Genomic DNA, 21,160 nt, shown 5'->3' on the forward strand with positions numbered 1-21,160 from the left:
ACCGATGAAAATAGCCAACAACGTCACGGAACTGGTCGGCAATACGCCGCTCGTGAAAATCACCCGCATGGCCGAGGGGCTGGAAGCCGAGATCGTCGCCAAGCTGGAATTCTATAATCCGGCGCACAGCGTCAAGGATCGCATCGGCGTCGCCATGATCGACGCCGGCGAGCAATCCGGCCAGATCAGCAAGAATACGGTGGTCGTCGAGCCGACCAGCGGCAATACCGGCATCGCGCTGGCCATGGTCTGCGCCGCGCGCGGCTATCGCTGCATCCTGACCATGCCCGAAACCATGAGCAAGGAGCGCCGTATCCTGCTGCGCGCCTATGGCGCGGAACTGGTGCTGACGCCCGGCCCCGACGGCATGGCGGGCGCGATCAAGAAGGCCGAGGAAATCGCCGCCTCGCTTCCCAACGCCTTCATGCCGCAGCAATTCAACAATCCCGCCAATCCCGAAATTCACCGCCGCACCACGGCGGAGGAAATCTGGCGCGACACCGACGGCAAGGCCGACATCCTGATATCCGGCGTCGGCACCGGCGGCACCATCACCGGAGTCGGCGAAACCCTGAAGGCGCGCAAGCCGGAGTTCCGCGTCATCGCCGTCGAGCCTGACGCCTCGCCGGTGCTGTCGGGCGGCGCGAAAGGCCCGCACCCGATCCAGGGCATCGGCGCGGGCTTCGTCCCGGCGATCCTGAACGTGAAAATCTATGATGAAGTCATCCGCGTGAAGAACGATGACGCCTTCGCCACCGCGCGGCGCGCGGCGCGCGAAGAGGGCCTGCTCGTCGGCATATCCTCAGGCGCGGCGCTATGGGCGGCGATGACGGTCGCGGCGCGGCGCGAGAACAAGGGTAAGATGATCGTCGTTATCATCCCCTCATTCGGCGAGCGCTATCTCTCTACGGCTCTTTTTTCTGATCTGGCGGATTGACGGGTTTGTCGGCACCCTCTTTTGCCTTCTCGTCTTTTTCCTTTTCGCCCTTTTCTTTCACGGGTTCTTCAGCGGGCTGGATAATGATTTCCAGACTGGCGACAGCGTCCGGCTCTTCATACGTCGGCACCGGCAACTGATAAGAGCGCGTAGCGGCCTTGTCGTCCGTCGATGCCGCGCCGCGAGACAGCGCCACCGTTGCCGTAGCCGGACTGGAACCGCCAACGGGAATGACGGCATAACGCTGGAAACCGGCGTAAAGATATTTAGAGCCGAGCATGAATTTAATATAAGCCGCGCCGGAAGCGATCATGATCTCGGCCTCCAGGAATTTTTTCTCGTCCCTGAACAGGATTTCCACGTTGGCGCGGCATTGCTGGTTTTCCTCGCAAACCGTTTTGGCGATCTTGCCCTCCGGGCGAAGCTCGCGGATTTCCACGCTATAAGAATCCGGCGCGGCGTCGCGGTTAAAATTCGCCGCCTGAGCATGGATCGACCCCGCCGCCGAAAATAGCGCCAGCAGCAAACAGGCCGAAAATTTCTTCCATGGCGTCATGATATTTTCCTCTCCGCAGGCCATTTGGCGTAAGCCCAAATCCAGAACGCCGCGACATTCGCGGTCGGGATCATCAGCAGCAACACCCATAGCGGCTTGATGCCGCTCCGCGCCAGCGCGAATCCGCCCGTCCCGATAGCATAGGCGGTCAGCATGCCGTAAAGCAGCATGAAAACCCAGTTGGGCAAAAGCTCCGTCCAGGCCGACCATGCGCCGACGATATCCAAAAGCTCTTTCATGACGCCCGCTTCCTCATGACGCCTGTCCCCATATGCTGGTCTTAAGCTGCTTCTTCGGCGGCGCGGGCAGTTTCGGCCAGGCGCGATGGCAGAAAATCCCCGCGATCAGCGCGACGCCCAACATCGGCATGACAAGATTGAACACGATCAATCCCGCCCATAACGGGCGCAGCCCCGCGCGCCGCAGCGCATGCCCGAGCGGCCATAGCGAAAGCAGGCAAAAGGCTTAAACCGCCGAAAGCGGGATGGTGGAGAATGGTGTCCATAAGCATGAATGGGAAAACGGCGCGCTGTTGTCAACCGGAGGCTGGAATGATAGGTAAAACACGGGCTCGCGGCAATCATGGGGAAAGACAATGCAGAAATTCCGGTTAGGATTCCTTGCCGCCGCGCTTGCCTGCGCCGTCCTTATCCCCCCGGCCCACGCGGAAACGGCGCTGGAGCGCATTAGGAAAACCAACACTTTGCACTGCGGCTATGTCAGCTACGCGCCCGCGCTGATCAAAGACCTGAAAACCGGCCTATGGAGCGGCTTCGATTACGATGTTGTGAAAGCCGTCTCTGAACGGCTGTTGCTGAAGGCGGAATACGCCGCCGAAACCGGCTGGGCAACCGTTCCCGCCGATCTCGACGCCCGTAAATTCGATATGCTGTGCAGCACATACTGGATTCATCCCCAGGCGGCGAAATTCATGCTGTTTTCGCGCCCGGTTTATTTCCAGCCGGTCTTCGTCGTCGCCCGCGCCGATGACCCCCGCTTCGACGGCGGCGCGGGGCGCTATGAATGACGAAAAAATCACCATGGTGGCGCTCGACGGCGACAATCCGGTCTCCATCGCCCAAGCGGATTTTCCCAAAACAAAAGTCATGACACTGCCCAACATGACCGATTTCAGCCAAGTTCTAGTCACCGTCGCGAGCGGCAAGGCCGATATCACGATTGTCGACGCCAACACTTTCGGCACCTATAACGAGCATAATCCCGGCAAGCTGAAAATCGTCGATGCGGCCAAGCCAATCCGCGTCTTCCCCGCCAGCTTCGGCTTTCCGGCGGGGGAGCCGGTGCTGCGCGACGCCGTCAATGCCGCGCTCGACGAGCTTATCCTACGACGGCACCATCGACCGCATTTTCGACCGATATGCAAAATACGACAACGCGATCTACCGCGCCACTGTCCCCTACCGGAATCCGTATGGGAAATAGAGCGGCCTGTTGACCGCGCGGAGGCGAAAGGATAGTTTTCGCCCTACGCTTACCTGGTAAGCCGTTGTAGCTCAGGGGTAGAGCAGGGCTTTCGTAAAGCCAAGGTCGGGGGTTCAATTCCCTCCAACGGCACCACCGGTTTTTCTTAGCGCGCTTGCGCGCTTAGAAAAACCGAATGCCAGGCGTAGTTCGCGCAGCGAACGAAGACGGGCTAGCTCAGATCCAAGGGCCGTCAATTCTTCCCCCGCCTTCCCCCTCCCACCACGAACACCGCCAGCGCCACGCCCGCCGCGAGCCACGCGTAAATAGCGGGATGGAAAAACATCGCCGGAATGATCGCCCATGCGCCGATCATGCGCGCGGCGGTCAAAAGAAGCTCGCGCGTCAGAATGGCGGTGGCCGAGCGGTTCCTATACCAGCGACCTTGAATGCCGGTGCTGCATAAGATCGAGCCGCCCGCCCACAGCGGAACGGAGAAAAACAGAATGCCGGTCTGCTGGCTGAGGCACCAGGGCAGCCATCCCACGAGGCCCGCCATGCTGCCGATGCGGATTTCCGCCTTGCTGTCCGCCGCATAGAGCCTGCCCGCGAGCGGCGCGAGCAGCACTTGAATGCCCGTGCGCAGCGACATGACCACGCCGACGCTGAGCGCCGCCACGCCGAGCAGCTTGAGCCATGAAGGCATCAGAATATCCACGAGCGTCGCATAAACGGCATCGAGCAGGGTCAAGACGGTTCGCCTTGGATCATGCATGATCTCGTCGCGCAGCCGCGTGGCCCGAACCTGGCCCATCGCGGCGGGAGCGCCGTCGCGCTGCGGCAGGGGGATCGTCAGGAACAGCAGCAGCGACGCGGCGATCTGCACCGCGTAATCCCGCCAGCGCGATCTCCGTACTCATCTGAAGCGCGGCGGCCGCCCCCGCGGCAAGATATCCGGCGATGCCGCCGAACGTCTGGCATATCTGCGACAGCGACACCTCATATCCCCGGCTTTTGTCGGACGTATGCGCGGCCATGGCGAGATGAAAGACCTGCCAATACCCGGTGCCCGCGCAGGCTAGGCATGTGCCGATCATCAGCGGATGCTGCAAAATCGCCGGATGGAGCAGCGGCGCCAGCGCCAGCAACTCGGAAAACAGGACGAAGCCGAAGAACCGGCGGCGCGGCCAACGGTAATAGGCCCAAGTGAACAAGGGAAACAGCAGGAATCCCGCGATGCCGAACCGCGCGAGAAAATAGGCCATCATGCCGTCCATGCCGAAGCGCAGCACGTCGATGGCCGTGAAAACCCCGACGAAGCCGAGGCCAAGCGAGCCAAGGAATTGCGCGCCATACATCAAGGCGCGCTCGCGCGATTGCAAAGGCTGCCAGAAGGCGGGGCTGAAATAGGAACGCATGGATTTTTCAGGCAAAAGATTAGCGATGGACAGGATTTATATGATCATCGCAATTCCTATGCCGCGACAGCGCATGAATTTTCACTGCGCCCGGATGCTTTTCAGAAATTCGGCGACTTCACGCGACATTTGATCCGACTGCCGGGCGAGATCCTTGGCTGCGGCGAGAACCTGCTGCGAGGCCATGCCGGTTTCTTCGACCGAGCGATTGACCATGCCGATCTTATCGCTCACATGGGTGGTGCCTTCGGCGGCCTGATGGGCGCTGCGGCTGATTTCTGAGGTCGCTGAACCCTGCTGCTCGACCGCAATGGCGATGGCGTTCGCGATGCCACCCACTTCGGTGATGGTGCCGCCGATATGCTGGATCGCGACGACGGCTTCTTGCGTGGCTTCCTGATCGCGCCGATCTGCTCGCCGATTTCCTGGGTCGCCTTGGCGGTCTGGTTGGCGAGACTCTTGACCTCCGACGCGACGACGGCAAATCCCTTGCCCGCCTCGCCCGCGCGCGCCGCCTCGATGGTGGCGTTGAGCGCCAGCAGATTGGTCTGGCTGGCGATGGTATCGATCAGCCCGACGATCTCCCCGATCTTCTTCGCGCGGGTCGCAAGGGTGCCGACCACCGCATCGGTTTCCTTGGCTTCGGCCATGGCCTGATTGGTGATCGTGGCGGAGCGCATGGACTGTCCCAAAATCTCCTGCACCGACGCCGCCATTTCCTCGGCGGCGCTGACGACGGTCTGAACGCTGCCGCTGGCTTCTTCGGCGCGGGCGACGACTTCCGTCGCTTGCCGCGAGGTCGTCCCCGCATTTTCGGACATCAGCGTCGCCGTCGTCTCCAGCTCCGACGCCGCCGTCGAAAGCAGGCCGATCATCGTGCCGACTTTCGACTCGAATATATCGGCAAGGCCATTCCGGGCTGCTTGCCTGTCGGCCGAGGCGCGGCGCTCGGCTTCCTTGTTTTCGCCCACGAGGCGTTCGTTCTGCAGCACGGTGTTGCGCAGCTGTTCAAGCGCGCGGGCCATGTCGCCGATTTCGTCGCGGCTGGAAATGTCGGGCAGATCGGTATGGGAGTCGCCCGCGGCCAGGGATATCATGGCGGCGCTTAAGCTGCGCAAAGGCTGACTGACCTTAAGCTGCACGAATATGAATACCGCGATGCCGATGAGGACGCACACGCCGCCGAAAATCAGCATGATGGCCATGAAATCATGGAACTCGGCCCCGATGACGCTCATTTCGGTTTGCGCGGCGACCATGTGGATTATTTTCTTGGCAAAGCCGCCAGCAAAACCGGCGCAAGCAAGAACCAATGCAATCAGCAATCCGTTGACAAGCGAGATTTTGGCATTGATTGTCATCGGCAGAACTCCTTCCTCAGGCTACGGATTTCCCTCGTACAGCAAGCAGCAAACCGGTTAAGCATCGATTAAGCATGATAAAAAAATTTCTCTCGCAAATCCGCCTCAAACTTCGCCCTCGCGGGACGCGCGGGCGCGCGGGGCCAGCGGCAGCGCCGCAAGCTCGACCTGAAATGGTGGGCCCAGGCCGTGGCCCTGGGCACAATCTGGGGTTTTGTCGCGCTGTCGGCGCTGCTCGGCTGGTATGCGTATGATCTGCCGGACATTCGCGCCATCGAAGGCCATACGCGCCGGCCCGCTATCGCCATCCTGGCTGCCGACGGCTCGCAGCTTGCCCGCTACGGCGACTATTTCGCCGATCGGATTGCCGTCGCCGAGATGCCGCAGCATTTGATCCAGGCCGTGATGTCGATCGAAGACCGGCGATTTTACCAGCATGGCGGGATCGATGTCCTCGGGCTGCTGCGCGCCTTCTACAGCAACATGCGCGCCGGCCATGTCGTGCAGGGCGGATCGACCATCACCCAGCAGCTTGCCAAGAACCTCTTCCTTACTCCGGACCGCACCTTTCGCCGTAAAGTGCAGGAAATGATGCTGGCATTCTGGCTGGAAAGCCAATACGGCAAGGATCAGATTCTCGGCGCCTATCTCAACCGCGTCTATCTCGGCGCCGGAACCTATGGCGTGGACGCGGCGGCCAAGACCTATTTCGGCAAATCCGCGCATGACGTGAATCTCTATGAGGCCGCCGTGCTGGCGGGCCTGCTCAAAGCGCCGAGCCGCTACGCGCCGACCTCCAATCCCGAGGCCGCGCGCGCGCGAGCCGCCATCGTGCTGAGCGCCATGGTCGACGCCGGCCATATCACGGAGCAGCAAAAAGCGGCGGCGCTTGCCCCGGCAGGCAAAACGGCGACCCCGGCCCGGCCCGCCGACGCGCGATATTTTACGGCATGGATCCTGGAACAGGCGCAGGAGCTTGCGGGCGCGGCGGGACAGGATCTGGTCATTCAGACCACGCTGGATGCCCGCCTGCAGCGCGCGGCGGAAGAGCAGATCGATAAAATCCTCGACGCCGAAGGCGAAAAACGCGACGTCGATCAGGCGGCGCTGCTCACGCTCGCGCCCGACGGCGCGGGTGCGCGCCTATGTCGGCGGCTATGATTACAGCGAAAGCGAATTCGACCGCGTGAGCGGGGCGCGGCGGCAGCCGGGCTCGTCCTTCAAGCCGTTCGTATTCCTGGCCGCGATCGAGCAAGGGCTGAAACCGGGCAGCCCGGTGACCGACTCGCCGGTCAAAATCGGCAATTACGCGCCGGAAAACTACGACGGAAAATATTACGGCGTCACCACGGCGCGCGAAGCGCTGGCGCATTCGATGAACTCCGTCGCCATCAAGCTGCTGCGCCAGTCCGGCATCGACGCCGTGCGCCGCGACGCAAGGGCGCTCGGCATCGTCTCGCCGCTGGGTCGCGATCTGTCGCTGGCGCTCGGCACCAGCGAGGTTTCGCTTTATGAGCTCACATCGGCCTATGCCGCCATGGCGGCGGGAGGCCGATCCATCGCTCCCTACGCCATCGTCGAAATCAGAACGCGCGGCGGCGAGCGGCTCTACCGCCGCCCGGACGTGCAAACACCGCAGCTGGTCGATCCCGGCTCCGTGGCCACGCTGGTCGACATGATGACGGACGTGATCGCCTACGGTACCGGCGCACAAGCCCGGCTGGATCGCCCCGCCGCGGGCAAGACCGGCACGACCCAGGATTACCATGACGCCTGGTTCGTCGGCTTTACCGCCGACTACACGACCGGCGTCTGGCTGGGCAATGACGATAACAGCTCCATGAAGCGTGTGACCGGCGGGGCCTTGCCAGCGAAGCTGTGGCGCGATTATATGCTGATCGCTCATGCTGGTCTGCCGCCTCGAAGCCTCCCCGCGCTTAAAGGAACAGGAAGTCCGGTCACAGCAATCATCCAGGCTCCCGCCGATGTTGCCGACCGCCTCGGCAGCTTCATCAGCCGACTGTTAGGCAGTAGATAGTTTCCCGTCATGGCCGTTTACACGCACATCACCCGCCCTCAGCTCCAAACATTCATGGCGCGCTATCCCCTGGGCGCGCTCGAGGATTTTTTTCCCATCGAAGCGGGCAGCGAGAACAGCAATTAACCGCGTCGAGGCCGGCGGCGGAAAATACATCCTCACTCTGTTCGAGAAACGAGTGCGAACGGAGGAGGTGCCTTTTTTCTTGGCACTGATCGAGCATCTGGCCGAGCGCGGCATCCCCTGCCCGCGTCCGGTGCGGGCGGAAGACGGCAATGCGCTGGGCGAGCTCGCGGACAGACCGGCTGCCGTCGTCGCTTTTCTTCCGGCCAATCGGTGCTGAATCCCGGCCCCGAACATTGTGCCGCTCTCGGCGGCATGCTTGCCGAGATGCATCTGACGGGACTCAATTTTCCGCTCAAGCGCGTCAACGCCCTCGGCCCGTCGGCGTGGCGGGAGTTGCTGGTTGACGGTCCCGGCGGCGAGGCCATCGATATCCGGCGGCGACAGTGCGACGAAATCGTCGCGCAGTGGCCCAAAGACCTGCCGTCGGGCATCGTCCATGCCGATCTCTTTCCCGATAATGTTTTCTTCGCGGGCGGCGAATTATGCGGCGTGATCGATTTCTATTTCGCCTGCAACGATTTCCTCGCCTATGACCTGGCGATATGCGTCAACGCCTGGTGCGCCGACAGCCATGGCCGCATCGACGACGCCCGCGCCCGCGCGCTCGTTACGGCCTACAGTGCCCGGCGGGCACTGACAGAAGCCGAAGTCGCAGCCCTCCCACTTCTGCTGCGCGGCGCGGCGATGCGGTTCTTCGCCACGCGGCATTATGACCGGGCGCAGCGGCCGGATAGTCCTCTCGATCCCGGGCATTACGCGCGCATTCTCGCCTTTCACGAAAACCATCCCGACGCCGCGCAAAGCTGGCTCTCATGACCGGCATGGATCACATCGAAATTTTCACCGACGGCGCATGCAGCGGCAATCCCGGCCCAGGCGGCTGGGGCGCGATCCTGCGCTGGCGCGGCCATGAAAAAGAACTATCGGGCTATGAAGCCGAGACCACCAATAACCGCATGGAGATGATGGCGGCGATCATGTCGCTCGAGAGCCTGAAGCGCCCCGCGACGGTCAAGCTTTACACCGACAGCAATTATCTGAAAGACGGCGTCACGCAATGGCTTCCAGGCTGGCGCGCGCGCGGCTGGAAAACCGCCGCCAACAAGCCGGTGAAAAACCGCGATCTCTGGGAACGGCTGACCGAAGCCATGGCGCAGCACAAGATCGAGTTTATCTGGGTGCGCGGCCATGACGGCCACGCCGAAAACGAGCGCGCCGATGAATTGGCGCGAATGGCGATTAAAACCGGGCGCGAGTAATTAAGGCGCGGCGGCGGACAGCCCGCGCTTGCTGTCTTGCTGCTGCCGCGCTTGAACATGGGCAACCCCTTGCGCCTGCTGCTCGGCGGCAGCGGCATGAGGCCCATCCTGCTGGGCGATGGCCAATAAGGTGCGCCTGGAGCCGTCGACAAGCTTCGGATCGGAAGCATTCGCCCCGATGAAATACGCCGCGACGCTCAATTGCCCGTCGCTGTTCTTGCTGACTTCCGGCTTGGCAGAATTGTCTTTCGCGATCCTCAGCACGTCCGCGCCGACCTTGTCCGGATGCTGTTTCGCAAACCGGCATAGGCTCTTGGACGCCTCCCATTGCAGGCCAGGCTCTTCTATTGCTTTTTCGACGGCGGCAACGCCTTTTTTGGCGAGTTCGGGCTTATCTCCGGTCAGTTCCGGCATGACTCTGAGAGCGGTTGCCTTCATGCCGACGGTGGCGCCGGCTGCCGGATCCGTGACAACTTTCTCCAGCGTGGAAAAAGCCTGATCGGCGACGCCGGGCTGCTCCGCGTGCTTAGCGGCTATCTGCGCAACAACGCTAAGAGCATCTGATCTATTGGCGGGATGATCGCCGGGATTAAGCGCCGATGCCGAAGCCCGCTGAATCATCGCGGCCGCGCCTTCGGGAGACACATCGGCTGACAAGGGTGGGGTTGCATGCTCGCCTAAGTTTTGCCGGTATTTGCTCATATGCGCCTCCTCGATCAATCTTTCTTTAGAGTATCATAAAAACCATGAAAGTAATTACACCCCATGCGCGCCGCAGCCCAGAATAGCCTGCAACCCATTAATAAGGCTTAAAGTTATGTTTGGGCCGAAAGAACGGCGTCTAAGCCGCCGCGCTGGCCTTGCCGACGACCGTCAGCATGGCTTCGGCGCTGGAAACCTCAAATTTGCCGGGGGCTTCGACCGCGACATGCTTGACCACGCCGTTTTCGGCATAGAGCGCGAAACGCTGGCAGCGCGTGCCCATGCCATAGCCGCTGGCGTCCAGTTCAAGACCGAGCGCCTTGGTGAAAGCGGCGTTGCCGTCGGACAGCATGGCGATGCCGGTTGCTTTTCCGCTGTCGGCCCAGGCATGCATCACGAACGGATCATTGACCGCCATGCACGCCACTTCGATCCCCTGCGCCTTGAAGGCAGCCAGATTCTGCACATAGCCGGGAAGATGCTTGGCGGAGCAAGTCGGCGTGAACGCGCCGGGAACGGCGAACAGTACGACATTCTTGTCCGCGAAAAACTCGCTGGTGGATAAATCCTGCATTCCGTCCGCAGTCAGATTCTTGAGCATGACGGAAGGAATCTTGTCGCCGGTTTTGATGGTCATGGATATCTCCTGGTTAAACCGGAGGGATTTTAGGGTTTTTCCCCCGCCTTGTCCAATGCCTCTAGAATCGCGTCTTTCGTCAGGAGTTCCGGCAGGGTTATCCCCTGCGGCGCGCCAGGGCCGTAAACGACGTTGAAGGGAATACCGCCGCGCCCGAAGCTGCGCAGATAATCGGCGATGACGGAATCGGGCTTGGTCCAATCCGCCTGGATGAAAACCACATTATCCTTGGATAGAACGGCGGCGATATCCGGCTGATCCAAAACCAGCTTCTTGTTGACCTGGCACGTCACGCACCAGGAGGCGGTGACATCGACGAATACCGTGCGGCCTTCTTCCACCAGTCCCTCGATGGCGGCGGGATCGAATTTCTGCGTTTGCGAGTTCGTCTGCTCCATCATCAGCACATTGCCGAGCCAGAGCGCCGTGGCCAGCAACGCCAACGCGAGAACCCGTTTCAGCCAGATCATCCAGATTCCAGGACGCGGCATGCGGGTCGCAAGGCCTGGATAAGCGGCCACCAGCAGATAGGGCAACGACATGCCGAGACCGAGACCGGCGAAAACGGCGAATGTCAGCGGAGAATCCGCCACCAGCGCAAAACCGACCGCGGTGCCGAGGAAAGGCGCGGAGCACGGCGTCGCCAATAGCGTCGCGAACATCCCCGTCAAAAAGCTTCCCAGCAATTTCGGGTGGTCGGTAACACCGAACAATTTATCGTTTAGCGCGGCGGGAAGCTGGATTTCAAAAAAGCCCCACAGGTTGGCGGCGAACAGCAGCAAAACCGCGATCATGAAAATCAGGAAATCCGGCTGCTGAAACTGCATCCCCCAACCCACGGTCTGCCCCGCCGCGCGCAAACCGACCACCACGCCCGCCATCAGCAGGAAAGACACCATGATCCCGGCGCTGGTCGCGAGGAAGCTGCGCCGGGCGTCCCGATCCTCGCGGCCGCCATGACCCATGAATTTCAGCACTTTCAGGGAAAGAACCGGCAGGACGCAGGGCATGAGATTGAGGATCGCGCCGCCGATAATCGCGAATAGCAGGATGAGCCATAGCGGCGTTTCGGCCGGAGCCTCGGCGGATTCCGTCTTCGGCCCGGCGGCGGCCGCCGCCGCGGGCATGGGAAGCGCGACGTCCTGTTCCCATCCGCGCCCGCCATCGGCAAGCGTCACCGTTATCTTGGACGCATCGATCTGCGCGCCGCTCTCGCGCGGCGTCAAAATGATTTCGCCCTGCCGCCCTCCGGCGCCCACGGTCACCTGCGGCGGCAGGAAGACATTGCCCGCGTCGCTTTCGATAAAGGCGGCGGGATTCTCCAATGCCGCCGGCGCGGCGAAATCCATCGCGATCGCGCCTTTTTCATCCAGCCGCGCGGGGCCGACGCTGAAACCGGATGCATCGCGCACCGGCACCTTGGCGCGCCATTCGTCCAGCATATCCGCCTGTTCGCTTCTTCCGGCCTCGCCCGCCGGAACGGCCAGATGCAGCGTAAAATCATTCGGAATGCATATGTCGCCGCAGGTTAGGAGCATCAATTTCGGATTCAACGTCAGCGCCTTGCCAGCAACTTTCGGCGCCGCCAATAACGGAAACACCACATGACCCTGATAGCCAATGGTCTCCAGATCCGAGGTCATATGCCGCATCGGCGCCGGGAACAGCAATTGCGCCTGCGCGAGGGCGCCGTCTTCCGCCAGATCCGCGCTCCAGTTGAAAAGAGGCGGCGCGCCCGCATCGCCGGGCATCCGCCAATAGGTATCCCATCCTTCGGCCAGCTCGACCTCGAGGCCCAGCGGAATCTCCGCAAGCTCGCCCGTGCCGGTCACGCCGCTGACAAGGCGCACGCGGACATGCTCGCCCTGCTGCCAATCGCCGGCGGTCTGCCCCAGGGCGGGCGCGGGAATCCACAGCAGAAAAAAAAGAATGGTATTCGCGAGAAGGCGCATCATAGTGTATTATCCTCCGGTCATCCGGTAATATAGCTTTAATAACCGCCGAGACGTCAATAAATCCATGACCGAGCATCAATCACAAGACTTTGCGCGCACCGATTGGCTGACCGGAAAGCTGCTGATCGCCATGCCCAATATGCCGGATTCGCGATTCGCCCGCACGGTCGTGCATTTATGCACCCATAATGAGAACGGCGCGATGGGCCTGGTCATCAATCGCCTTTACGGATCGCTGAGCCTGCATAATCTCCTCGACCAGCTCGATATCAAACTGGCGCCCGATGTCCGCGATATCAATGTGCATTTCGGCGGCCCGGTCGAAACCGGACGCGGATTCGTTTTGCATAGCACCGACTATCATAACGAAGGTTCGGCCAAGGTTTCCGATCAGGTCACGATGACCGCCACGCTGGAAATTCTCAAGGACATGGCGGCAGGGCGCGGCCCTCGCCTCACGATGCTGGCGCTCGGCTATGCCGCGTGGGCGGGGGGACAGCTGGAAGCGGAATTGCAGCATAACGGCTGGCTGGTCGCGCCAGCCGATCTTCCGCTGCTGTTCGATGACGGCCTCGAGACCAAATGGGATCGCGCCATCGCCAAGCTCGGCATCACGCCCGGCTCCTTCACCGGCGAAGCCGGACAGGCTTAGTTTTTGACCTCCGCTTGTCCGCGTGCTATCCAGAGTTGTTTTTCATGTAACTTTTTTCCGGAGAAATCATGTCTTTCGATTTTCCAGATTTAGGAAAAATTCCCTACAGCGAGTGCCGAATTGTCGGCGTGAAAGGTTCCTTCGACATATGTGGGCCGCTGAGGCCGACCTATGCGACGAAAGATTGGCTCATCATTCCTTACAGCCAGGAAGATGACGGCGTCATACCTCACCGCGAACACAGCCAGCCAAAAAGTTTCCTGCGCCATCATATCGAACGCGGCCTGTGGCCCTTGAAATCGCCGCAGCCCGCGACTCAAGCGGTCAGTTTTTTCGATGAAAGCTTTAGGTCGCAATTCCAGGATTTAACGGGACAAGCAGTCCCTGCCTGGACAGGCGCCACGGCGCGCCTGCGACATGAAGAAGACATCACTCTTCTTTTAGGCTCAAATACCGAAATCAATCATTATGCGCACCGCATCGCCACGCCTTTGAAGCAGACAGCCATTCAGGCCGCCCGCGCCGGAAATTTCGACCGCGCCGACGAGGCAGCCGGACTGGCCATCTCGCGACTCTCCGATGAGCCATCGCTGCGTCTTCAAACCGGCATGCTGCTCTATGCCATCAGGCTGCATACCGGCCTGAGAAAACCGAGCGATATGGAATCCGCATATAAAACCTGGGTTGAAGATTTTAGAGACAGCCCGAATTTTTCCTATGAAAAATGGACTCGCGGCATTGAAAAATATGCGGCGTTTTGGAGCGGCCCGGCAAGGCCTGGAAGCGGCAACAACGCTGCGCCTGATTCCAAGCTGCAACTCTAAGCGCCGCGTTTTGCGATCTAATACCCGCACTCTTTGGGCGTCAGTTCGATCTTGACCGGCTCGATCTCGGCACGGCCCAGCATGGTATAGATCATTTCCAGGCCGATGCCGGCTTGAAGCAAGTTCCGGTTATTGTCGTAATGGCAGCCGATTTGCTCCATGCGGCGGCGGACGGTGGCGGCCTGGCGCGCGAAATCATCCGGATCGGTCGCGGTGATGGAAAAGCGATAAACGATCTTTCCTTCATCAGCCTCGACCGTGTCCAGCCTTGTCGTCGTATCCAGCTGTTTGGGCAATGGGATCATCTGCCTGATACCCTCGGCCACCTGCTGCGGCGTCGGAGCCGGAGGGGGAACTTGCTGCTCCAGAACCACGATGCTGACGCCGCCGAGCATGATCAGCGCGCCGAGAATGATGAACGCCTTCTTCCCGCGCAAAGCCGCCGGCCTGACGAACTTCGCGCCCAGGCCGAGCGCGACGAAATATCCGCCGACCACCAAGCCGATAATCGCGTCGAACAAATGTTCCATAGGGTCTGCTCCGAGCGGAGAATCTTGAAGGAAATTTATTGATAGGATAGCAAAGGTGAAACTGGCAAACGATTTTCTTAAGCGATTTTTTCCGACTGTCTCTTCCGCCGAAGAATAATCATATCGGCGATTTTTGCTACGACGCCAACGATTGCAATGCCCGCATACTGATACAGAGGCAAGAAAATGAAGGCCAAGCCGGATTGCGGATCAGGGTGGATATAGAGGACATCGTAATAAAGATATAACGAGAGGGCAAAAAATACCCCCTGAAAAGAGAGCATGGCTAAGCACGCCAGCCTTGTTCTCAAGAATATCGCACATAAGCACAAAAGAATTTGCGGGCCTGTCGCCCACATCCAGAATGCAATCCTTATATCAAAACGCACGCCTATTAACCAGGCCATGGCGATGGCATAGACCATCAGGATCGATACAGAGACTCTTGCGATCCCGTTCTTCGCCATTAAACCGCCTTCCCCCACAGATCATATTCATCCGCCTTGTTGACCGCGACCTGCACGATATCGCCGGGGGCGAGCGTGCGCCCCTTCCCGGCTTTCACATAGACATTGCCGTCAATGTCCGGCGCGTCGGCGCTGGAGCGGCCCACCGCCCATTTTTCCTCGATCCGATCGATGATGACCGGCAGCGTCTTGCCCACCTTGGCCTGAAGGCGCTGCGCGCTGATGATTTGCTGCGCCTGCATGAAACGGTGCCAGCGATCTTCCTTCACCTCGTCCGGCACTTGCGGCAGGCCGAGATCGTTCGAGGTCGCGCCCGCCACCGGCTCATATTTGAAACAGCCCACGCGGTCGAGCCTTGCCTCTTGAATCCAGGCCAGCAGTTCCTGGAAATCTTCCTCCGTCTCGCCGGGAAAACCGACAATGAAGGTCGAGCGCAAAGTCAGATCGGGGCATATCTCCCGCCACTTCGCGATCCGCGCCAAAGTCTTGTCCTGATGCGCGGGACGGCGCATCGCCTTCAGCACGTTCGCGCTCGCATGCTGGAACGGAATATCGAGATAGGGGAGGATTTTCCCGTCGGCCATTAACGGCAGCACTTCGTCCACATGCGGATAGGGATAGACATAATGCAGCCGCGCCCAGACGCCGAGTTCGCCGAGCGCCCGCGCCAGATCGATAAAGCGCGTCTGGTAGTCTTTATCGCGCCACCGGCTTGCGGCGTATTTGATGTCCTGGCCATAGGCGCTGGTATCCTGCGAAATCACCAGCAGCTCCTTCACGCCCGCCGCGACCAGCCTCTCGGCCTCGCGCATGACATCGGCGAGCGGGCGGCTGACCAGATCGCCGCGCAATTTCGGAATGATGCAGAAGGTGCAGCGGTTGTTGCAGCCTTCGGAAATTTTCAGATAGGCGTAATGGCGCGGCGTAAGCTTGATCCCCTGCGGCGGAATGAGATCGACGCGCGGATCGTGGCGCGGCGGCAGCGCCTCATGCACCGCGCCGACCACGGTTTCATATTGCTGCGGCCCGGTGATGGCGAGAACGCCGGGATGCCGCGCGCGGATCAGTTCCGGCTCCGCGCCCAGGCAGCCGGTGACGATCACCCTGCCGTTTTCGGCCAGCGCCTCGCCGATGGCGTCGAGGGACTCGTCGCGCGCGCTGTCGAGAAAGCCGCAGGTGTTGACGATGACCAGATCCGCGCCCTGATATTCGGCGGAAAGTTCATAGCCTTCCGCGCGCAACTGGGTGATGATGCGTTCGGAATCCACGAGCGCCTTGGGACAGCCCAGGCTGACGAGGCCGATCCGGGGTACGGCTCGCGGCGGAGAATGATGCGTTGTATCCATTCCATCTCTTAACAAATTGAGGGCAAGAAAGGCAATATATTCAAGCTTCTCTTGACTCTAACCTGAAACTATGCACAGGCTGCACTCAAGTTTGACTACGGCTCTGTTATGAGCAAGAGATCGCCGGAGGTTTTGCGTCGGCGGCCTATCCTCGTGATGACGGAAACAATCCCACTACCTGATTGTTTTCTCTGGCAACAAGAGAGTTCGAACCGGGGCGCAAGCTCCGGGCCAGGAAAACCCGGCGCGGCCTGCATATGCAGGAAACGTCAACCATCACGTCACACCCAAGGATACGGCAATGGCAACAGGTACAGTAAAATGGTTTAACCCCACCAAGGGTTACGGCTTCATCCAACCAGATGCAGGCGGTCCCGACATCTTCGTCCACGTCAGCGCAGTCCAAGCCGCAGGCTGGGATAGCCTGGCCGAAGGCCAGAAGGTCAGCTACGAGCTGGTCACCAGCAAGGGCAAGACCTCGGCGGGCAACTTAAAGTCCGTCTAAGCGAATGAATAAGATCGCCCCGCACATGGCCCAGCGCCGTGCGCGGGGCTTTTTCTTTTTAGGGCGAGAAAAAATCAACGGTTAGCTTGCCGTCTTGACCACGCGAAGCTTCGGCCCCTTGTCATGAGCGCGCACGAAATCGCGAATGATGGGCAGGATAAGCTCGCGATATTTCCGCCCGTTGAAAATCCCGTAATGCCCCACCGCCGCCTGCAAATGATGGCGCTTCATATCCGCCGGAAGCCCTGAACACAATCCTTGCGCGGCCTGCGTCTGGCCGGGCGCGGAGATATCGTCGAGCTCGCCCTCGATCGTCAAAAGCGCGGTTCTGCTGATGGCGGCGGGATCGAGCTTTTCGCCGCGCCATACATATTCGCGTTTGGGCAGAAGATGCTTCTGAAACACGTTCTCGACCGTTTGAAGATAGAATTCCTCCGTCACGTCCATGACCGAAAGATATTCGTCGTAGAATTTACGGTGCGATTCCGCCGACTCGCCGTCATTGCGGACCAAGTGCTGGAACAGCTTCACATGCTCGCCGACATGGCGATCGAGATTCATCGACATGAAGCCGCTGAGCTGCACGAAGCCTGGATAAACCTGGCGCATCGCGCCCGGATAATAGAGTGGCACCGTGGTGATGACGTTGCGCTTGAACCAGCCGATCGAACGCTTCTCCGCAAGCTCGGTGACCGCGGTCTTGCTCGTGCGCGCGTCGATCGGGCCACCCATCAGGGTCATGCTGCGCGGCTGCGCCGGATCATTGGACTGCGCCATGGCGGTAACCGCCAGCAATACCGGAACCGCGGGCTGGCATACCGCGACCACATGCACATCGGGACCGAGCAGACGCATGAATTCGATCAGATAGGCGATATAGTCGTCGAGATCGAATTTCCCTTGCGCAAGCGGCACATGCCGCGCGTCAATCCAATCGGTGATGAAAACCTCGTAGTCCGGCAGCAGCGCTTCCACCGTGCCGCGCAGCAGCGTGGCATGATGCCCGGACATCGGCGCCACCACTAAAATCCGCGGGCTCGGGTGCGGCGTCAGCCGATGGAAATGCAATAGCCGGCAAAAAGGCTTGGTTTTAACGGTCTCCTCGATGACATCGACCCTGTTGCCGTCGATGGTCGTCGCCTTCAGTCCGAATTCCGGCTTGCCGAAACGGCGGGTCGTGCGCTCGACAAGTTCGGCTCCCGCCGCCACCGCGCGTCCAAAACTGGTATACGAAGCAGGGAGATAGGGATTCTGAAACACCGATTGCGTAGCCTCGGCGGCGAACCGCATCGGCGCCATCATGGCGTGACTGAAATCATAAAGCTGATAAAGATTGAACATGCCGCTCCAGATCATATGCTGCAACGCAACATAGCCTATTTGTTAACCAATGCCAATAGCCTGACTTTACACCAGAGCCATTAAGACTGGTTAAATAGGGGAAAGATTTCCTGCCGCCCTGGAGCGGGCGGCAGGTTTCCATCCGATTATTTCGGGGCGGTGGGCGTTTTCTTGGCACTTGGCGGTTTCTTGTTTCCCGGAACGGCGGCCGGAGATGTTATCCGCTTTTTGCGGTCTTCGCGCGCTTTCTGAAAAAATTCCTTGCGCTGCTCGGCAGTCATGCTTTTGATTTTCTCCCGCTCAGCCATATGCTGGGCATAGCGTTCTTTTGTCTCTTTTTCTCTCTCGGCCATGTGCTTTTCCATCTCGGCCCTTTTGTCCGGAGCCATGGAATCCAAGTAGGATTTTCTTTGGGCTTCCCTCTGCGCCTCGCGTTCCTGATACATTTTTTTATAGTAAGTCTCGCGCTGCTCCGGCGTCATGGCCGCCATTTTCTCGCGCATGGCCTTGCGCTGCGCCATAAGCTCTTCGCGCGATGGCCGATTGCTTCCGGGAACCGGCATCGCGGTCTTGCCCTTGTCCATGGCGGGCGGCGGCGGTTCCGCGGCATGAACCGCCGAACCGGCGGCGAGCATGGCGGCAAACGCAAAAGCGGCAACGGCTACGGCTTTCATTTCTCTTCTCCTTTTTTGGATGGCTCTGACGATGAATTTTGCACGCGCGCCTGCATCTCGTTGAACAGTCTTACGACCGGACTGAAATTACGCAGCATAGCTCTGGCAAGCTTGCTTCGATCCTCGGGAGGCAGATCATGCAGCGCCGCGACAAGGCTATCCTGCATGATTCCTTGAATATGTGCCGATGCCTGCCGCGTGGCGGCGAGCTTGGCTTGAAGCGCGTCAAGATCAAGATCGGGCTGCTGAATGAGTTCGATGATGTCATGCCGGCTTTGCTGCAAATCACGCTGCGCCGTCTGGATTTCCTCCTGCCGGGCCTCTACCTGGATTTGCAAATTCTTATAAATCTCCGGCGGCACGGTATTCAGCAGGCGCTGAACATAATCGATGCGTACGGCATGAGTCTCGTACAGCAAGGCCGCGGACAAGGCGACACCGCCCACGACACAGTTTAATCCCAAGGAGACGAGCAACAGAGTCAGCACCGCGCGGGGGCTGTGCTGCCAATTCGACCACCGGTTCATAGGACTCCGAACGGCTCAAAACCCAGAATCATATCGCCGGCGCCATAATCGAAACCGCCGAGCCATATGCCGAATGCCAGCGCCACGGCAAATCCGGTCGCGCTTCCCAAGCGGCCTATCGGTCCCAGCAGAGCCCAAAGGGATGCCATGTTCAGGCGGGGCTGCTGCGGGATTTGCAGCAACTGTCCCCACAGATGAGCCGATACCGGCACATCCGGCAAAGACGCGATCAAATGGCGAAGATGCCGCTCGTGAAACTCATCATTCCGCATCTCGTTCCCCCTTTTGCTTGTCTAATTGCTTGTCTAAAACCGGCGCTAATAAGACCTTAAGTTTCCGCCGCGCGCGCGCGAGCAAAGATTCGAGTGCTTCCAGACTGAGCCCCATGCTTCGGGCCGCTTCTTCCTGTCTCATGCCGCGATACTCGACCAGAAGCACCGCTGCCCGCTGCCGTTCCGGCAACTGCAAAATCGCCTGGCGTACCGCGACCTGTTCCTCCGCCGCCGCCAGCACCGACATCGCGTCGGGAGCCGGATCCGGCCATTCCTCGCTGACTTCCCCGCCGTGCCAGCGCCGCCGCCGGATGCGGTCGAGACAGGCATTGACTATTACACGATCCAACCAGGACCTGAAAGCCCCACGATCAGGCCGCCATATCTCGGGCTGCCGCCAAAGACGCAGGCATATATCCTGAACGATCTCCTCCGCCTCACCCGTCGCGCCGAGCATGTGCCGGGCCAAAGAAAGCATTTGCACCGCATGGCGGCGCACCAAAATCGTATAGGCGTCACGGTCGCCGCCCGCGATCCGCCGCATTAAATCGGCAGGTTCGCTCTGGCCGGCGTCGGGCGCCTCAGGCTGCATCATGGCGATCTGGCCGCCAATGCTTAGAGAATTCATCCTCAGATTGCCCTTTAAATCTTAACAATTGGTGATTATAGTATAAAAGTCAGGCAACTGACTATGGTGATAAACGCCTTGCGGCATAGACGGAGCGGACCCGGGGGCGGTACCCGGCGCCTCCACCAAAGCGCTTAAAAGACCAAAAAGCGTTTTGGCGGGGGCGAAATAGGATCGACGCACGCAGTAAAGGCATGGTTTTTGCCCGGCATGATACCGCCGTTATCGGGTCAATCCTACAGGTGCCAACGACAATGTTGACACTCGTGAAGTTGCCATGGCTGCCTAATCATTCGCTTGCGAATGATTGACAGTTAAGCACTGAACGCGGCCTCGGAGGGTGTGCCGGGCAACAGAAACACCCTCCAAATCGATGATCGGGAAACTGCCGTCAGCAATCAAAAAGAAAATAGGAGACAGGTCGCGGAATATCTCTTAACTTTCTGATTACTGATAACTGATAACTGTTTTCTGGCCATGACCGAAGATTTGCTGCGTTACGATAAAATGGTGGAGAAGGCGCTGCGCGATGTCGTGCGCCAAGCTCTTATAGGAGCCGCGCAGGACGGCCTGCCCGGCGAGCATCATTTTTATATCAGTTTCTCGACGCAATATCCCGGCGTCAAGATTCCGGACTATCTGTTCAAGCAATATCCGGACGAAATGACCATCGTCCTGCAATACCAGTTTTCCGACCTGAAGATCGAGGAAGAGCATTTCAGCGTCTTCCTGAGCTTCAATAACGTGCGCGAGAAACTGACGATCCCGTTCCAGGCCATCACCACATTCGCCGACCCTTCGGTCAATTTCGCGCTGCAATTCCAAAGCATCGGCAGCGATGACGACGATGACGGCGAAGAAACGCCCGACGACGGTTCCGAGGCCGAAGGCGGAGAGAAACCCGCCAAGGACGAAAAGCGCGGCGAGGTCATCAGCCTGGATATGTTCCGGAAGAAGCCGTAAGGAATTCAAGGCCAAGGGAA

30 protein-coding genes, 1 tRNA gene and 1 other RNA gene are annotated in these 21,160 nt (G+C 59.8%); 15 read left to right on the forward strand and 17 right to left on the reverse strand.

Annotated elements, in window-relative coordinates; all coding sequences use genetic code 11:
• Positions 1 to 4 precede the first annotated feature (4 nt).
• Positions 5 to 937, forward strand: a complete 933-nt coding sequence (gene cysK, locus WDO70_08090) for a cysteine synthase A (GenBank protein ID MEJ0063149.1) — start codon at positions 5 to 7, stop codon at positions 935 to 937.
• Here cysK and WDO70_08095 read toward each other — a convergent pair.
• Positions 906 to 1,493: a hypothetical protein gene (locus tag WDO70_08095; protein MEJ0063150.1), complete on the reverse strand. Its 588-nt coding sequence runs from the start codon at positions 1,491 to 1,493 to the stop codon at positions 906 to 908. The genes cysK and WDO70_08095 overlap by 32 nt on opposite strands.
• Positions 1,490 to 1,732 carry a hypothetical protein gene (locus tag WDO70_08100; protein MEJ0063151.1) on the reverse strand — a complete coding sequence of 81 codons (243 nt, stop codon included), beginning with the start codon at positions 1,730 to 1,732 and terminating at the stop codon, positions 1,490 to 1,492. Before WDO70_08100 ends, WDO70_08095 begins: the two co-directional genes overlap by 4 nt.
• A gap of 32 nt (positions 1,733 to 1,764) precedes the next feature.
• Between WDO70_08100 and WDO70_08105 the strand changes: the two genes are divergently transcribed.
• The 4 genes from WDO70_08105 to WDO70_08120 all read left to right on the forward strand — a co-directional run bounded on the left by WDO70_08105 (position 1,765) and on the right by WDO70_08120 (position 3,071).
• On the forward strand, positions 1,765 to 1,962 hold the full coding sequence (locus WDO70_08105; GenBank protein MEJ0063152.1) for a hypothetical protein: 198 nt from the start codon (positions 1,765 to 1,767) through the stop codon (positions 1,960 to 1,962).
• Positions 1,963 to 2,088: 126 nt separating this feature from the next.
• Positions 2,089 to 2,520 carry a transporter substrate-binding domain-containing protein gene (locus tag WDO70_08110; protein ID MEJ0063153.1) on the forward strand — a complete coding sequence of 144 codons (432 nt, stop codon included), beginning with the start codon at positions 2,089 to 2,091 and terminating at the stop codon, positions 2,518 to 2,520.
• Positions 2,513 to 2,971 (forward strand): transporter substrate-binding domain-containing protein, encoded by a 459-nt coding sequence (locus WDO70_08115; GenBank protein ID MEJ0063154.1) that lies wholly within the window; start codon positions 2,513 to 2,515, stop codon positions 2,969 to 2,971. The genes WDO70_08110 and WDO70_08115 overlap by 8 nt, the downstream gene beginning before the upstream one ends.
• Before the next feature lie 25 nt (positions 2,972 to 2,996).
• Positions 2,997 to 3,071, forward strand: a tRNA-Thr gene (locus WDO70_08120).
• Between the two features lie 97 nt (positions 3,072 to 3,168).
• Here the strand turns inward: WDO70_08120 and WDO70_08125 are convergent.
• From WDO70_08125 to WDO70_08140, 4 genes are all read right to left on the reverse strand, one after another.
• Entirely contained in the window at positions 3,169 to 3,801 is a 633-nt protein-coding gene (locus WDO70_08125; GenBank protein ID MEJ0063155.1) for a hypothetical protein, read from the reverse strand.
• On the reverse strand, positions 3,683 to 4,297 hold the full coding sequence (locus WDO70_08130) for a hypothetical protein (GenBank protein ID MEJ0063156.1): 615 nt from the start codon (positions 4,295 to 4,297) through the stop codon (positions 3,683 to 3,685). Before WDO70_08130 ends, WDO70_08125 begins: the two co-directional genes overlap by 119 nt.
• A gap of 117 nt (positions 4,298 to 4,414) precedes the next feature.
• Positions 4,415 to 4,567, reverse strand: coding sequence for a hypothetical protein (locus WDO70_08135; GenBank protein ID MEJ0063157.1), 153 nt, complete (start codon positions 4,565 to 4,567; stop codon positions 4,415 to 4,417).
• Positions 4,564 to 5,694, reverse strand: a complete 1,131-nt coding sequence (locus WDO70_08140; protein ID MEJ0063158.1) for a HAMP domain-containing methyl-accepting chemotaxis protein — start codon at positions 5,692 to 5,694, stop codon at positions 4,564 to 4,566. The genes WDO70_08135 and WDO70_08140 overlap by 4 nt, the downstream gene beginning before the upstream one ends.
• A gap of 189 nt (positions 5,695 to 5,883) precedes the next feature.
• On the opposite strand from WDO70_08140, the gene WDO70_08145 reads away from it, so the two are divergent.
• The 5 genes from WDO70_08145 to rnhA all read left to right on the forward strand — a co-directional run bounded on the left by WDO70_08145 (position 5,884) and on the right by rnhA (position 9,117).
• Entirely contained in the window at positions 5,884 to 6,855 is a 972-nt protein-coding gene (locus WDO70_08145) for a transglycosylase domain-containing protein (GenBank protein ID MEJ0063159.1), read from the forward strand.
• A gap of 25 nt (positions 6,856 to 6,880) precedes the next feature.
• Positions 6,881 to 7,732, forward strand: coding sequence for a penicillin-binding transpeptidase domain-containing protein (locus tag WDO70_08150; GenBank protein ID MEJ0063160.1), 852 nt, complete (start codon positions 6,881 to 6,883; stop codon positions 7,730 to 7,732).
• 178 nt (positions 7,733 to 7,910) lie between these two features.
• Positions 7,911 to 8,075: a phosphotransferase gene (locus tag WDO70_08155; protein ID MEJ0063161.1), complete on the forward strand. Its 165-nt coding sequence runs from the start codon at positions 7,911 to 7,913 to the stop codon at positions 8,073 to 8,075.
• Positions 8,069 to 8,674, forward strand: coding sequence for a phosphotransferase (locus tag WDO70_08160; protein ID MEJ0063162.1), 606 nt, complete (start codon positions 8,069 to 8,071; stop codon positions 8,672 to 8,674). The genes WDO70_08155 and WDO70_08160 overlap by 7 nt, the downstream gene beginning before the upstream one ends.
• Positions 8,671 to 9,117 (forward strand): ribonuclease HI, encoded by a 447-nt coding sequence (gene rnhA / locus WDO70_08165; GenBank protein MEJ0063163.1) that lies wholly within the window; start codon positions 8,671 to 8,673, stop codon positions 9,115 to 9,117. The genes WDO70_08160 and rnhA overlap by 4 nt, the downstream gene beginning before the upstream one ends.
• Here the strand turns inward: rnhA and WDO70_08170 are convergent, their stop codons facing one another.
• From WDO70_08170 to WDO70_08180, 3 genes are all read right to left on the reverse strand, one after another.
• The gene (locus WDO70_08170) at positions 9,118 to 9,819 is read right to left on the reverse strand and encodes a hypothetical protein (protein ID MEJ0063164.1); all 702 of its coding nucleotides are present in this window, start codon (positions 9,817 to 9,819) and stop codon (positions 9,118 to 9,120) included.
• A gap of 139 nt (positions 9,820 to 9,958) precedes the next feature.
• Entirely contained in the window at positions 9,959 to 10,456 is a 498-nt protein-coding gene (locus WDO70_08175; GenBank protein ID MEJ0063165.1) for a peroxiredoxin, read from the reverse strand.
• A 29-nt stretch (positions 10,457 to 10,485) separates the two neighbouring features.
• Positions 10,486 to 12,411 carry a thioredoxin family protein gene (locus WDO70_08180; GenBank protein ID MEJ0063166.1) on the reverse strand — a complete coding sequence of 642 codons (1,926 nt, stop codon included), beginning with the start codon at positions 12,409 to 12,411 and terminating at the stop codon, positions 10,486 to 10,488.
• 64 nt (positions 12,412 to 12,475) lie between these two features.
• Here WDO70_08180 and WDO70_08185 point away from each other — a divergent pair, with 64 nt between their 5' ends.
• Positions 12,476 to 13,063, forward strand: a complete 588-nt coding sequence (locus WDO70_08185) for a YqgE/AlgH family protein (GenBank protein ID MEJ0063167.1) — start codon at positions 12,476 to 12,478, stop codon at positions 13,061 to 13,063.
• Positions 13,064 to 13,131: 68 nt separating this feature from the next.
• Entirely contained in the window at positions 13,132 to 13,887 is a 756-nt protein-coding gene (locus tag WDO70_08190; GenBank protein ID MEJ0063168.1) for a hypothetical protein, read from the forward strand.
• A gap of 17 nt (positions 13,888 to 13,904) precedes the next feature.
• Here WDO70_08190 and WDO70_08195 read toward each other — a convergent pair whose 3' ends face one another.
• The 3 genes from WDO70_08195 to rimO form a co-directional block, all read right to left on the reverse strand.
• The gene (locus WDO70_08195; GenBank protein ID MEJ0063169.1) at positions 13,905 to 14,417 is read right to left on the reverse strand and encodes a hypothetical protein; all 513 of its coding nucleotides are present in this window, start codon (positions 14,415 to 14,417) and stop codon (positions 13,905 to 13,907) included.
• A 77-nt stretch (positions 14,418 to 14,494) separates the two neighbouring features.
• Entirely contained in the window at positions 14,495 to 14,884 is a 390-nt protein-coding gene (locus WDO70_08200) for a hypothetical protein (GenBank protein ID MEJ0063170.1), read from the reverse strand.
• A complete protein-coding gene (gene rimO, locus WDO70_08205) occupies positions 14,884 to 16,230 on the reverse strand; it encodes a 30S ribosomal protein S12 methylthiotransferase RimO (protein ID MEJ0063171.1) in 1,347 nt (448 codons plus the stop codon). The genes WDO70_08200 and rimO overlap by 1 nt, the downstream gene beginning before the upstream one ends.
• Positions 16,231 to 16,531: 301 nt before the next feature.
• On the opposite strand from rimO, the gene WDO70_08210 reads away from it, so the two are divergent.
• Positions 16,532 to 16,735 carry a cold-shock protein gene (locus WDO70_08210; GenBank protein ID MEJ0063172.1) on the forward strand — a complete coding sequence of 68 codons (204 nt, stop codon included), beginning with the start codon at positions 16,532 to 16,534 and terminating at the stop codon, positions 16,733 to 16,735.
• An 81-nt stretch (positions 16,736 to 16,816) separates the two neighbouring features.
• Here the strand turns inward: WDO70_08210 and phaZ are convergent, their stop codons facing one another.
• The 5 genes from phaZ to WDO70_08235 form a co-directional block, all read right to left on the reverse strand.
• On the reverse strand, positions 16,817 to 18,091 hold the full coding sequence (gene phaZ, locus WDO70_08215) for a polyhydroxyalkanoate depolymerase (protein ID MEJ0063173.1): 1,275 nt from the start codon (positions 18,089 to 18,091) through the stop codon (positions 16,817 to 16,819).
• Positions 18,092 to 18,222: 131 nt separating this feature from the next.
• The gene (locus WDO70_08220; GenBank protein MEJ0063174.1) at positions 18,223 to 18,750 is read right to left on the reverse strand and encodes a hypothetical protein; all 528 of its coding nucleotides are present in this window, start codon (positions 18,748 to 18,750) and stop codon (positions 18,223 to 18,225) included.
• A complete protein-coding gene (locus WDO70_08225; GenBank protein MEJ0063175.1) occupies positions 18,747 to 19,277 on the reverse strand; it encodes a periplasmic heavy metal sensor in 531 nt (176 codons plus the stop codon). Before WDO70_08225 ends, WDO70_08220 begins: the two co-directional genes overlap by 4 nt.
• The gene (locus WDO70_08230) at positions 19,274 to 19,549 is read right to left on the reverse strand and encodes a hypothetical protein (GenBank protein MEJ0063176.1); all 276 of its coding nucleotides are present in this window, start codon (positions 19,547 to 19,549) and stop codon (positions 19,274 to 19,276) included. The genes WDO70_08225 and WDO70_08230 overlap by 4 nt, the downstream gene beginning before the upstream one ends.
• Positions 19,539 to 20,177, reverse strand: coding sequence for a sigma-70 family RNA polymerase sigma factor (locus WDO70_08235; protein ID MEJ0063177.1), 639 nt, complete (start codon positions 20,175 to 20,177; stop codon positions 19,539 to 19,541). The genes WDO70_08230 and WDO70_08235 overlap by 11 nt, the downstream gene beginning before the upstream one ends.
• Before the next feature lie 9 nt (positions 20,178 to 20,186).
• On the opposite strand from WDO70_08235, the gene ssrA reads away from it, so the two are divergent.
• Positions 20,187 to 20,545: a transfer-messenger RNA gene (ssrA, locus tag WDO70_08240) on the forward strand.
• Between the two features lie 109 nt (positions 20,546 to 20,654).
• A complete protein-coding gene (locus tag WDO70_08245) occupies positions 20,655 to 21,140 on the forward strand; it encodes a ClpXP protease specificity-enhancing factor SspB (GenBank protein MEJ0063178.1) in 486 nt (161 codons plus the stop codon).
• The last annotated feature ends 20 nt before the right edge of the window (positions 21,141 to 21,160 follow it).

The sequence above is a fragment of the Alphaproteobacteria bacterium genome, from assembly GCA_037200005.1.
GTDB lineage: Bacteria > Pseudomonadota > Alphaproteobacteria > UBA9219 > RFNS01 > JBBCGY01.